At 73.2% G+C, this 12,357-nt stretch carries 10 protein-coding genes and 1 tRNA gene; 8 read left to right on the top strand and 3 right to left on the bottom strand.

Going from position 1 to position 12,357, the window contains the following annotated elements:
- The first annotated feature begins 104 nt into the window (after nt 1–104).
- Nucleotides 105–629: an SRPBCC family protein gene (locus ABD335_RS10340; protein ID WP_344321878.1), complete on the top strand. Its 525-nt coding sequence runs from the start codon at nt 105–107 to the stop codon at nt 627–629.
- A 78-nt stretch (nt 630–707) separates the two neighbouring features.
- Nucleotides 708–779 (top strand) — tRNA-Val (locus ABD335_RS10335).
- A gap of 64 nt (nt 780–843) precedes the next feature.
- On the opposite strand, the gene ABD335_RS10330 is transcribed toward ABD335_RS10335, so the two are convergent.
- The gene (locus ABD335_RS10330; protein WP_344322124.1) at nt 844–1,569 is read right to left on the bottom strand and encodes a 3'-5' exonuclease; all 726 of its coding nucleotides are present in this window, start codon (nt 1,567–1,569) and stop codon (nt 844–846) included.
- Between the two features lie 218 nt (nt 1,570–1,787).
- On the opposite strand from ABD335_RS10330, the gene thrS reads away from it, so the two are divergent.
- Nucleotides 1,788–3,767, top strand: a complete 1,980-nt coding sequence (gene thrS / locus ABD335_RS10325; protein ID WP_344321876.1) for a threonine--tRNA ligase — start codon at nt 1,788–1,790, stop codon at nt 3,765–3,767.
- A gap of 108 nt (nt 3,768–3,875) precedes the next feature.
- Complete coding sequence (locus tag ABD335_RS10320; protein WP_344321875.1) at nt 3,876–4,436, top strand: HIT family protein; 561 nt, start codon at nt 3,876–3,878, stop codon at nt 4,434–4,436.
- Between the two features lie 89 nt (nt 4,437–4,525).
- On the opposite strand, the gene ABD335_RS10315 is transcribed toward ABD335_RS10320, so the two are convergent.
- Together ABD335_RS10315 and ABD335_RS10310 are read right to left on the bottom strand one after the other, a co-directional pair.
- Entirely contained in the window at nt 4,526–6,190 is a 1,665-nt protein-coding gene (locus ABD335_RS10315) for a hypothetical protein (protein ID WP_344321874.1), read from the bottom strand.
- 133 nt (nt 6,191–6,323) lie between these two features.
- Complete coding sequence (locus tag ABD335_RS10310; protein ID WP_344321873.1) at nt 6,324–8,576, bottom strand: elongation factor G-like protein EF-G2; 2,253 nt, start codon at nt 8,574–8,576, stop codon at nt 6,324–6,326.
- 303 nt (nt 8,577–8,879) lie between these two features.
- On the opposite strand from ABD335_RS10310, the gene pgsA reads away from it, so the two are divergent.
- Genes pgsA through ABD335_RS10290 form a run of 4 tightly spaced genes read left to right on the top strand, consistent with a single transcriptional unit; the run spans nt 8,880 to nt 12,282 of the window.
- The gene (gene pgsA / locus ABD335_RS10305) at nt 8,880–9,587 is read left to right on the top strand and encodes a phosphatidylinositol phosphate synthase (protein ID WP_344321872.1); all 708 of its coding nucleotides are present in this window, start codon (nt 8,880–8,882) and stop codon (nt 9,585–9,587) included.
- On the top strand, nt 9,584–10,516 hold the full coding sequence (locus tag ABD335_RS10300) for a phosphatidylinositol mannoside acyltransferase (RefSeq protein ID WP_425583592.1): 933 nt from the start codon (nt 9,584–9,586) through the stop codon (nt 10,514–10,516). Before pgsA ends, ABD335_RS10300 begins: the two co-directional genes overlap by 4 nt.
- Nucleotides 10,513–11,685: a glycosyltransferase family 4 protein gene (locus tag ABD335_RS10295; RefSeq protein WP_344321871.1), complete on the top strand. Its 1,173-nt coding sequence runs from the start codon at nt 10,513–10,515 to the stop codon at nt 11,683–11,685. Before ABD335_RS10300 ends, ABD335_RS10295 begins: the two co-directional genes overlap by 4 nt.
- 36 nt (nt 11,686–11,721) lie before the next feature.
- Entirely contained in the window at nt 11,722–12,282 is a 561-nt protein-coding gene (locus ABD335_RS10290; protein ID WP_344321869.1) for a LemA family protein, read from the top strand.
- Nucleotides 12,283–12,357: the final 75 nt, after the last annotated feature.

Here is a 12,357-nt window from a genome sequence, read left to right as displayed (position 1 = left end):
CCGTCGCCCCGGCCGCGCATGGCCGACCGCGGCCGGGGCAGCAGTGGGACGGAGGACGTTCGGCGCGCGGAGTGCGACGCGCGTCCGGGAGAGGGACGGTCACCGTGGGACTGAACCACTACCGCTTCCGCAGCGTGTGGGAGCTGGACGCGCCGCCGGACGCCGTCTACGCCGTCCTGGAACGGGCCGAGGAGTACCCCGCCTGGTGGCCGCAGGTGCGCGAGGCCCGACGGTGGGACGGCGGGGAGGGCGGCGCGGACACCGGCACCGCCCGCTTCCGGTCCCTCCTGCCGTACGACCTGCGCGTCACCGTCCGGCGGACGCACGGCGATCCCGCCGCCCGCGTCCTGCAGATCGCCATGACCGGGGACCTGGACGGCTGGGCCCGCTGGCGGCTGACGCCGCGCGCCGGCGCGGACGGCGGCGGCGACGGCGGTGACGGCGGCACCCGGGCCCTCTTCGAGCAGGAGGTGGAGGTCCGCAGGCCCCTGCTGCGGCTGCTGGCGGTGCCGGGGCGCCCCCTGTTCAGGGCCAACCACGCCCTGATGATGCGCGCCGGGCACCGCGGACTCCGCCGCCGGCTGGGGGAGGGGAGAGAAGGGCGCCGGGCCGCCGGCCGGCCGGGATGAGTGCCGCGCGGGGCAAGCGGTTTGGATGAACGCCCGGCCGCCCTGTATGGTTCTCGTCGTGCCGAGGGCACGACACCGGGGCGATTAGCTCAGCGGGAGAGCGCTTCGTTCACACCGAAGAGGTCACTGGTTCGATCCCAGTATCGCCCACCGTCCGACGAGGCCGGTTCCGTCCAACCGACGGAACCGGCCTCGCGCGTGTGCGCCTCCGCCCTCAGGCCGTGGCCGGGACCCGGGGCCGCAGCGGCCACGCGGGATCGACCGCCTCGTCCGATCCGTTGCGCGCGAACCACGCCTGGAGCCCCCGCGCCTGTGCCGCGTGCCAGACCGCCTGCAGGGTGTGCAGCTCGGCCGGGGACAGCGACGACAGCCGCGGCGCGAAACGGCGGCCCATCTCCCGCACGACCTCCAGCGCCGCCGTGGCGTCGGCCGCGGCGTCGTGGGCCCCGTCCAACTCCACGCCGTAGTGCCCGCACAGGTCGGTCAGCGTCCGGCGGCCCTTGCGGTAGCGGTCCAGGTGCTTGTCCAACACCCTCGGGTCGAGCACGCACAGCGGCGCGGACCCCGTGGAGCGCTCCAGCGAGGTGCCGCGGTGCCGCCGCAACTCCCGGTCCAGCAGTGTCAGGTCGAACGGCGCGTTCATCACCACCAGCGGCGTCCCGGCGGCCCTCCGCGCGGCCAGGGCCCGGGTGATCTCCTCCAGCACCTCCACCGGGCGGCGGCCGTGTCCGCGCAGGTGCTCCCCGGTCAGCCCGTGCACCGCGGTGGCGGCCTCCGGCACGGGCACGCCCGGATCGACCAGCCAGCGCGTGGCCCGTACCGGCGCGCCCGGGGCGTCCTGCACCACCAGCGCGGCCGAGACGATCCGGTCCCGCTCCGGGTCCACCCCCGTGGTCTCGGTGTCGAAGGCGGCGAGCGGCCCCTCGTACCACACCGTCATGTCCCGTTTCCCCTCCGTGCTCATCCGGGCGTCCGTTCCGGCGCCGCGCCGGTCGCGGGCGTCGCCCCGCTGATACCGCACCCGGCGCGTGGCCAACCCCGCCCCTCCGGCGCCGGCCGCACAACCGTTTCGCGGTCCGGGCACCGGGATCGGTACGATTCACGGTGCGCAGCGATCGCTGACGCGCACCGAGACAGAAGAGCAGTCAGGAGAGACCGGTGACGGACGTCCGTGTGATCATCCAACGCGATTCCGAGCGGGAAGAGCGCGTGGTGACCACGGGCACCACGGCCGCCGACCTCTTCGACGGCGACCGCTCGATCGTCGCCGCGCGCGTCGGCGGGCAGCTCAAGGACCTGGCCCACGAACTCGCCGACGGCGACGTGGTCGAGCCGGTGGAGATCTCCAGCCCCGACGGTCTGGACATCCTGCGGCACTCCACCGCGCACGTGATGGCCCAGGCCGTGCAGGACCTCTTCCCGGAGGCCAAGCTCGGCATCGGCCCGCCCATCCGGGACGGCTTCTACTACGACTTCGACGTCCCCGAGCCGTTCACCCCGGACGACCTCAAGCGCATCGAGAAGCGGATGCAGGAGATCGTCAAGCGCGGCCAGCGCTTCTCCCGCCGGGTGACCAGCGACGAGGAGGCCCGCGAGGAGCTGGCCGGCGAGCCCTACAAGCTGGAGCTGATCGGGCTCAAGGGGAACGCCGCCGAGGCCGCCGAGGGCGCCTCCGCGGAGGTCGGCGCGGGCGAGCTGACCATCTACGACAACCTCGACGCCAAGACGGGCGAGCTGTGCTGGAAGGACCTGTGCCGCGGCCCGCACCTGCCGACCACCCGCACCATCCCGGCCTTCAAGCTGATGCGGTCGGCCGCCGCGTACTGGCGCGGCAGTGAGAAGAACCCCCAGCTCCAGCGGATCTACGGCACCGCCTGGCCGTCGAAGGACGAGCTCAAGGCGTACCTGGAACTGCTGGCCGAGGCCGAGAAGCGCGACCACCGCAGGCTCGGCGTGGAGCTGGACCTGTTCTCCATCCCCGAGGAGCTGGGCTCGGGCCTGGCCGTCTTCCACCCCAAGGGCGGCACCGTCCGCCGGGTGATGGAGGACTACTCCCGCAGGCGCCACGAGGAGGCGGGGTACGAGTTCGTCAACACCCCGCACATCTCCAAGGAGAGGCTCTTCGAGATCTCCGGGCACCTGCCGAACTACGCCGAGGGGATGTTCCCGCCGCTGGAGTTCGAGGGGCAGAACTACCGCCTCAAGGCCATGAACTGCCCGATGCACAACCTGATCTTCAGGGCGCGCGGACGGTCCTACCGGGAGCTGCCCCTGCGGCTGTTCGAGTTCGGCACGGTCTACCGCTACGAGAAGTCCGGCGTGGTGCACGGCCTGACCCGCACCCGCGGCTTCACCCAGGACGACTCGCACATCTACTGCACCAAGGAGCAGATGCCCGACGAGCTGGACGGCCTGCTCACCTTCGTGCTGGACCTGCTCCGCGACTACGGCCTGAGCGACTTCTACCTGGAGCTGTCCACCCGCGACGACTCCGAGAAGTTCATCGGCGAGCCGGAGGAGTGGGAGGAGGCCACCGAGGCGCTGCGGCAGGCCGCCGGCAAGCAGGGCCTGGAACTGGTGATGGACCCGGGCGGCGCGGCCTACTACGGGCCCAAGATCTCCGTCCAGGCCCGTGACGCCATCGGCCGCACCTGGCAGATGTCCACGATCCAGGTGGACTTCCAGCAGCCCAAGCGGTTCGAGCTGGAGTACACCGCGGCCGACGGCTCCCGGCAGCGGCCGGTGATGATCCACCGGGCACTGTTCGGCTCCATCGAGCGGTTCTTCGCCGTCCTGCTGGAGCACTACGCGGGCGCCTTCCCGGCCTGGCTGGCCCCGGTGCAGGCGGTCGGCATCCCGATCGGGGACACCCACGTGCCCTACCTGGAGGAGTTCGCCGCCGAGGCGAAGGCGGCCGGACTGCGGATGGAGGTGGACTCCTCCGCGGACCGGATGCAGAAGAAGATCAGGAACGCGCAGAAGAGCAAGGTGCCGTTCATGATCATCGCCGGCGACGAGGACATGGCGGCCGGTGCGGTGAGCTTCCGCTACCGCGACGGCTCCCAGAAGAACGGCGTGCCGCGCGAGGAGGCCATCGCGGAGATGGTCAAGGCCGTCGAGGCCCGCACCCAGGTGTGATCCCCGGGCCGTCGCGGGCCCCGCGACGCGGGAGGCCCCGGAGCGCCGGCGCTCCGGGGCCTCCGTCCTGCCCCGCCCCGAAGGCACGTCCGGGGCCGGCGAAGTCCTATGCTGGCCCGCATGAGCAGCGAGCCGGAACAGCAGATCGGAGTGGGGTCGCCGGACGCCTTCCAGCGCCTGTGGACGCCCCACCGGATGGCCTACATCCAGGGGGAGAACAAGCCGAGCGGCCCGGGGGCCGGTGACGGCTGCCCGTTCTGCACGATCCCGGACAAGTCCGACGAGGACGGACTGGTGGTCGCCCGCGGCGAGCGGGTGTACGCGGTGCTCAACCTCTATCCGTACAACGGCGGCCACCTCATGGTCGTGCCCTTCCGGCACGTCGCCGACTACACCGACCTCACCGACGAGGAGACGGCGGAGCTGGCCGACTACACCAAGCGGGCGATGAAGGCGCTGCGCGCCGCCTCCGGGGCGCAGGGGTTCAACATCGGCATGAACCAGGGCGCCGTCGCGGGCGCGGGCATCGCCGCCCACCTGCACCAGCACATCGTGCCCCGCTGGGGAGGCGACACCAACTTCATGCCGGTGGTGGGCCACACCAAGGTGCTGCCGCAGCTGCTGGCCGACACCCGCAGGATGCTCGCCGAGGTCTGGCCCGCCTCCTGAGCCGTCCGCCCCGTCCGCTCCACCCCCGCACGTAACGCCGCCGGCCCTCCGCCGCACGCGGAGGGCCGGAACGGTTCCGGGCGCCGTGCTCAGGCGTTGTACACGTCCGCCCGGCCCGGCTCGGCGGCCTGCACCTGGCCGCTGAGGACGCCCGAGCGGGCGCCGAACTTCTCGGTGTCCACGCCGTTGTCCGCCAGCACCTTCAGGGTCGCCGCGTGCACCACCCGCAGCACCGGGGTGGCCGTGCGCAGGATGTCGTCGGCCATGAAGCGGTGGCGCCACGGCTTGTCGGCCCACACGTGCCGCAGTCCGAAGGGCTCGGGAAGGGTCAGCTTGCCGCCCAGGAAGTCCAGCACCGGCGGGAACCACGTCAGAGGGGCGCGGGCCGCCAGCCGGACCACCTCGGGGGTGTCGATCAGGGGCAGCGTGACGTCCTTGGTCTCCCAGAACCTGACGGACTTGGAGACCGTCTTGGTCTTCGGGGACGGCTTGGTGGTGAACAGCGGGTGCACCGGCCCCAGCGCGTGGCCGGTGACCTCGATGCGCAGGGTGTGGTGGAGGACGGTCACGTTGACCAGCATGGTGATCACCAGCTGGCCGTCCCACAGGACGAACTGGACGCCCAGGTAGTGACGGTTCCCGCTGTCGAACTGCTGCTCGTTGCAGATCCGCTGGACCTCGAAGTCCTTGATCCGGTACGCCTCGACCTCCTGGCCGTCGGGCCGGGCCACCTCCGAGGCGCCCTCCCCGACCGGGGCGACGACCCAGTGCCTGATCGAGGGGGTCGGGAAGCCGCCGGTGTGCAGCGGACCGCGCTCCAGCATCCGCAGCCGGTCGTGGATGGCGCGGACGACGTCCCAGCTGCGGAAGGGGTTGATCTCGGTGCCCGGGGTGGCGGGCACCAGCTCCTCGGCGAGCTGCCAGCTGCCCCAGCGGGTGCCCATGCCCAGGATGCCCTTGGAGCCCGCGTAGAAGACGAGGTTGCTGCGCTGCTCGGCCGTCAGCTTGGCCAGGTTCAGCCGGATGTTCTCGGCCTCCGCGTCACCGGGGGCGTGCGGCACGGCCTCGGGGATCTTGGCGCCGACTCCACCGCCCGAGAGCAGCCCCTCCCAGCGCGACCGCAGGTCCTTGGCGTAGCGCTCGCAGATCTGCTTCGCCCACAGCCAGCCGACGACCGGGGCGACCAGCATCACGCGCAGGTAGATCCCCCAGAAACCGGTGAACGGCAACTGGATCACGAAGACCACCGCGAGCACGCCGAGCGCGGCCAGCACGACCCCGCCCAGCGCCCCGGCCCTCTTGTCCTGCGCGCCCGCCAGCGTCCGCCGCAACTGGAAACCGCCCAGCCACAGCAGGACCCCGGGCAGGAAGAGCAGCCCGAAGAGCACCATCACGACGGTGAGCCGGGCGTCGCGCTGCCGGCGGATGCGGTTGGCCGCCAGGCAGTGCTCGACCACGGTCTGCGGCTCGCAGCCGAAGGACTGGATCAGCGGCTTGCGGGCGCCGCCCAGCATCCGGACCTGGACCGCGCGGGCGAACGCCTCGCCCAGGTTCGGCTCGAAGAGCGAGAACCTGGGCGCCGAGACCTTGGCGTCGCCGTTCGCCGCGATCAGGTCCGTCACGGGACCGTCGCGGTAGGCGGCCGAGGCGAGCGCATGGGTGGCCGCGGTCTGTCCACTGCCGGCCCCGGTCAACGGGACCTGCGCGCCGGGACTGAAGTCGTACGCGCCCTCGAGGTCATCGAACCCCGCCAATGGTGCCCCCACTCCGTTCACGCCGTCCGACGACGGGCTCGTTCCCACCCGTTCCCAACGGCGGCCCCCCGCACACCTGTTGCGGCGCCGCCGCGCCCGTCGCCGTGCCGTTCAGCGTATCCTCATCCCGGGGTCACGCCACGCCGGTTTCGGCCTGTTCGCGCATCCTCCCCTCGACCTGTCGCGGCACCGGCTCGTGGCGCAGGTAGGAGCGGGCGAACCGTCCCGTGCCGTGCGAGAGGGACCGCAGGTCCACCGTGTAACGGTCGAGTTCGGCCTCCGGGACCTCCGCGCGGACCAGGGTGCTGCCGCCGGGGATCTGCTCGGTGCCCACCACCCGGCCGCGCCGTCCGGACAGGTCGCTCATCACCGCGCCCACGTACTCGTCGGCCACCAGCACCCGCACCTCGGCCACCGGTTCCAGCAGGTGGATCCTCGCCTGGGAGGCCGCCTCGCGCAGGGCCAGCGCCCCCGCCGTCTGGAAGGCGGCGTCGGAGGAGTCCACCGAGTGCGCCTTGCCGTCGACGAGGGTGACCCGGACGTCCACCAGCGGGTACCCGGTCGCCACGCCCCGCGCGGCCTGGGCCCGTACGCCCTTCTCCACCGACGGGATGAACTGACGGGGCACGGCGCCGCCCACCACCCGGTCGACGAACTCGATGCCGGAACCGACCGGCAGGGGCTCCACGGTGATCTCGCAGATGGCGTACTGGCCGTGGCCGCCGGACTGCTTGACGTGCCGTCCGCGCCCGCCGGCCGGTTCGGCGAAGGTCTCGCGCAGGGCCACCTTGTGGGGCACGGCGTCGACCCGGACGCCGTAGCGGGTGCGCAGCCGCTCCAGCGTGACCTCCCGGTGCGCCTCGCCCATGCACCACAGCACCACCTGGTGGGTGTCGGCGTTCTGCTCCAGGCGCAGGGTGGGGTCCTCGGCGACCAGCCGGGCCAGCCCGTGGGAGAGCCGGTCCTCGTCCGCCCTGCCGTGGGCCTCGACGGCCACCGGCAGCAGGGGGTCGGGCATCACCCAGGGCTCCATCAGCAGCGGTTGGTCCCGGTCGGAGAGGGTGTCGCCGGTCTCGGCCCGGGAGAGCTTGCCGACGCAGGCCAGGTCGCCCGCGATGGCCTTGGCCAGATGCCGCTGCTGCCTGCCGAAGGGGGACGACAGGGCGCCGACGCGCTCGTCCTCCTCGTGGCCCTCCCGCTGCTCGGAGAAGCTCCCGGACAACGGGCCGTGCCCGTCCCCGGAGGGGTCCCCGCGGCGCGCCGTGCCGTGGCCGCAGACGTGCACGCCCGCGTCCGGACGCAGGGTGCCGGAGAAGACCCGCACCAGCGACATCCGGCCGACGTAGGGGTCGGAGGAGGTCTTGACGACCTCGGCCACCAGCGGGCCGTCGGGGTCGCAGGTCAGCGGGGGACGGGGACGGCCGTCGGGGGTGGTGACCGGCGGGGCCTCGCGTTCGGTGGGGTCGGGGAAGGCGCGGGTGATCAGGTCCAGCAGCTCCACCGTGCCCAGCCCCTGCCGGGCGCCCTCCGGCGCGGGCGCGGCGGCCAGCACGGGGTGGAAGGAACCGCGGGCGATGGCCTTCTCCAGGTCCTGGACCAGGGTCTTGACGTCGAGGGTCTCGCCGCCGAGGTAGCGGTCCATGAGGGTCTCGTCCTCGCTCTCGGCGATGATGCCCTCGATGAGCCGGTTGCGGGCCTCCTCGATCAGCGGCCGGTGCGCGGGGTCCGGGGCGCGTTCCACGCGCTCGCCGGAGGAGTAGTCGAAGACGCGCTCGGTCAGCAGCCCGACCAGCCCGGCGACCGGCGCGTGCCCGTCGCTGCGCGCCTCCCCGTGGAGGGGCAGGTACAGGGGGAGCACGGCGTCGGGGTCGTCCCGGCCGAAGAACCGGCGGCAGACCTCGGTCATCTCGTCGAAGTCCGCCCGCGACGCCTCCAAATGGGTGATGACCAGGGCGCGCGGCATGCCGACCGCCGCGCACTCCTCCCACACCAGCCGGGTCGAGCCGTTCATCGCGTCGGCGGCCGAGACGACGAAGAGGGCCGCGTCCGCGGCTCGCAGACCGGCCCTCAGCTCCCCGACGAAGTCGGCGTAGCCCGGTGTGTCCAACAGGTTGATCTTGATGCCGTCCCACTCCACGGGGACCAGCGACAGCTGCACCGAGCGCTGCTGCCGGTGCTCTATCTCCTCGTAGTCGGACAGGCTGCCGCCGTCCTCGACCCGTCCCGCGCGGTTGACCGCGCCCGACGCCAGGGCCAGGGCGTCCACCAGCGTCGTCTTCCCCGAACCGCTGTGGCCGACCAGGACCACGTTCCGGATGGAACCGGGACGGTCGGCCACCGGTGCCCTGCCCGCGGCCCCTGTGTGTGTGCTCGTCCTGTCGCCCATGTCTCCCGCCTCCCGGGTCGGTACCGCTGGGTCGGATGGTGGATCGCAGACGATGCGCCGTCTTCGAGCTTTCCACCGGGAGCGGAGTCCGTCCATACGGGGCGCATGGCGATACTCGACGCACACGGAGCGCGTCGCGTCGTAACGGTCGAGACGGGACGAGATCGACGCCGTCCCGGGGCGGCGCCGGGGAGCGGACGACCGAGGTCGCCCGACGCCTTGGCGGCCGGACGGCGGGGGCCGGCTACGATGGGCGCGCCGATGGCCCCTTGACCACCGGCCCACCTCGACCCCGGGAAGGCCATGCTGAACAAGTACGCGCGTGCGTTCTTCACGCGTGTCCTCACGCCGTTCGCCGCTCTGCTCCTCCGGCTGGGGGTCAGCCCCGACACGGTCACGCTCATCGGCACCGGCGGCGTCATGGCGGGGGCGCTGGCCTTCTTCCCCCGCGGCGAGTTCTTCTGGGGCACCGTCGTCATCACCCTGTTCGTCTTCTCCGACCTGGTCGACGGCACCATGGCCCGCCAGTCGGGTCGGTCCAGCCGCTGGGGCGCCTTCCTCGACTCCACCCTCGACCGCATCGCCGACGCGGCGGTCTTCGGCGGCATCGCGCTGTGGTACGCGGGCGGGGGCGGCGACTCCGTGCTCTGCGCGGTGGCGATCTTCTGCCTGGCCAGTGGCCAGGTGGTGTCGTACACCAAGGCGCGCGGCGAGAGCATCGGCCTGCCGGTGAACGTCAACGGCCTGGTCGAGCGGGCCGAGCGGCTGGTGATCACCCTGGTGTGCGCCGGGCTCGCCGGGTTCGAGACGACCTTCGGCGTCCCCTACATCGGGATCCTGCTGCCCGTCGCCCTGTGGGTGGTGGCCGTGGGCAGCCTGGTGACGATCCTCCAGCGGATGGTGACCGTGCGCCGCGAGGCCGCCGAGGCGGACGCCGCGGCGGCGGAGGGCGGAGCGTCCGGAGGGAACGGGGCCGGCGCGGCCGGGCAGGGGAGCGAGGCATCGTCGTGAAGGACCGGTTGACCGACGGCCTGTACGGACTCGGCTGGAGCGTGGTCAAGCGGCTCCCCGAACCCGCCGCCGAGGCCCTGGGCCGCACCGTCGCCGACGCCGCCTGGCGGCGCCGCGGCCAGGGGGTGCGGCGCCTGGAGGCCAACTACGCCAGGGTCGTCCCCGACGCCGGCCCCGAGCGGCTGGCGGAGCTGTCCCGCGCGGGCATGCGCTCCTACCTGCGCTACTGGATGGAGTCCTTCCGGCTGCCGGTGTGGAGCGCGGAGCGCATCCGGGAGAGCGTCGAGGTCGAGAACCTGCACCGGCTCACCGACGCCCTCGACTCCGGCCGCGGCGTGGTGCTGGCCCTGCCCCACATGGCCAACTGGGACCTGGCCGGCGCCTACCTCACCGCCGGTCTGGGCATACCGTTCACCACCGTCGCCGAGCGGCTGAAGCCCGAGAGCCTGTACGACCGCTTCGTCGCCTACCGCGAGGGCCTGGGCATGGAGGTCCTGCCGCACACCGGCGGCGCCGCCTTCGGCGCCCTGGCCCGGCGGCTGCGCGCGGGCGGCCTGGTGGCCCTGGTGGCCGACCGCGACCTGTCCGCCTCCGGGCTGGAGGTCACGTTCTTCGGCGAGCCGGCCCGGATGCCGGCGGGTCCGGCCATGCTGGCCCTGCAGACCGGGGCCGTGCTGCTCCCGGCCCACCTGTGGTTCGACTCCTCGCCCGTGATGAAGGGCCGCGTCCTGGAACCCGTCGAGGTGCCCGCCGAGGGCGACCGGCGGGAGAAGGCCGCCGCCATGACCCAGGCGGTGGCCGACGCCTTCGCCGCGGGCATCGCCGAGCACCCCCAGGACTGGCACATGCTGCAACGACTGTGGTCGGCGGACCTGAGTCCGCGGGCCGGGACGCGTCACGGGGCGAGTCCGGAAACGGAGAAGCGGTGAGGATCGGCATCGTCTGCCCGTACTCCTGGGACGTCCCCGGCGGCGTCCAGTTCCACATCCGCGACCTGGCCCGGCACCTCATCGGCCTCGGACACGAGGTGTCCGTCCTCGCCCCGGCCGAGGAGGAGACGCCCCTGCCGCCGTACGTCGTCCCCGCCGGGCGGGCCGTCCCCGTCCCCTACAACGGCTCGGTGGCCCGGCTGAACTTCGGGTTCCTGTCCGCCGCGCGCGTCCGCCGCTGGGTGCACGAGGGCGGCTTCGACGTCCTGCACATCCACGAGCCGGCCACCCCCTCGCTCTCCCTGCTCGCCTGCTGGGCGGCGCAGGGGCCGATCGTGGCCACCTTCCACACCTCCAACCCGCGCTCGCGGGCGATGATCGCCGCGTACCCGATCCTCCAGCCCGCGCTGGAGAAGATCAGCGCGCGGATCGCCGTCAGCGAGTACGCCCGCCGCACCCTGGTGGAGCACCTGGGCGGGGACGCGGTCGTCATCCCCAACGGGGTGGACGTCGGCTTCTTCGCCGACGCCGAGCCCAGGGCCGAGTGGCAGGGGAGCGGGGAGGGGAACACGATCGGCTTCATAGGCCGCATCGACGAGCCCCGCAAGGGGCTGCCCGTGCTGATGAGGGCGCTGCCGCGCATCCTCGCCGAACGCCCCGGCACCCGGCTGCTGGTGGCCGGGCGCGGGGACGCGGCGGAGGCCGTCGCCGGCCTCCCGCGCGAGCTGCGCGGGCAGGTGGAGTTCCTCGGCATGATCGGCGACGAGGACAAGGCGCGGCTGCTGCGCAGCGTGGACCTGTACGTCGCCCCCAACACCGGCGGCGAGTCCTTCGGCATCATCCTCGTCGAGGCGATGTCCGCGGGGGCCCCGGTGCTCGCCAGCGACCTGGACGCCTTCGCCCAGGTGCTGGACGGGGGAGAGGCCGGGGAGCTGTACGCCAACGAGGACGCCGACGCGCTGGCCGCCGCCGCGGTGCGCCTGCTGGGCGACCCGGCCCGCCGTGCCGAGCTGCGCGACCGCGGCAGCCGCCACGTCCGCCGCTTCGACTGGTCCACCGTCGGCGCCGACATCCTCGCCGTCTACGAGACCGTCGCCGACGGCGCCGCCGCGGTCGCGCCGGACGAGCGCACCGGGCTCCGCGCCCGCCTCGGACTGGCCCGTGACTGACCGCCGGAGCGACCGAGCGACCGAGGGAGGCCGACCGTGACCACCACGATCGTCTGGATCGCGGCGCTGCTGCTGGTGGCCGCCGTCTACCTGAGCTGGACCGCCGGGCGCCTGGACCGGCTGCACACCCGGATCGACGCGGCCCGTGCCGCCCTGGACGCGCAGCTGCTGCGGCGCGCCTCCGTCGCCCAGGAGATGGCCACCTCGGGGGTGCTCGACCCGGCCGCGTCGATCGTCCTGTACCAGGCGGCCCACGACGCCCGGCAGGCCGAGGAGGACCAGCGGGAGGTCGCCGAGAGCGAGCTCAGCCAGGCACTGCGGGCGGTGTTCGCCGAGAGCGCGCAGGTGGAGGCCGTGCGGGCGGCACCGGGCGGCGAGGAGTCCGTCGAGGAACTGGCCGCCGCGGTGCGCCGGGTGCCGATGGCCCGGCGCTTCCACAACGACGCCGTACGGGCCGCCCGCGCCCTGCGCCGCCACCGGACGGTGCGCTGGTTCCGGCTGGCCGGGCACGCGCCCTTCCCCTTGGCGTTCGAGATGGACGACGAGCCACCGGCCGTCCTGGCGGACCGCTCGGGCCCGCTTGGTGAAGGCCACTGACTTCTGATTGGCCCTTGCGCGGAAGCCAGTCGGCCCGTTTCATCGGTTCTGTAGCACGGATCACTGTGAAGTGGA

The sequence above is a fragment of the Streptomyces macrosporus genome, from assembly GCF_039533145.1.
Classification (GTDB): Bacteria; Actinomycetota; Actinomycetes; order Streptomycetales; family Streptomycetaceae; genus Streptomyces; species Streptomyces macrosporus.
This window is presented reverse-complemented; position numbering and strand designations above follow the sequence as displayed.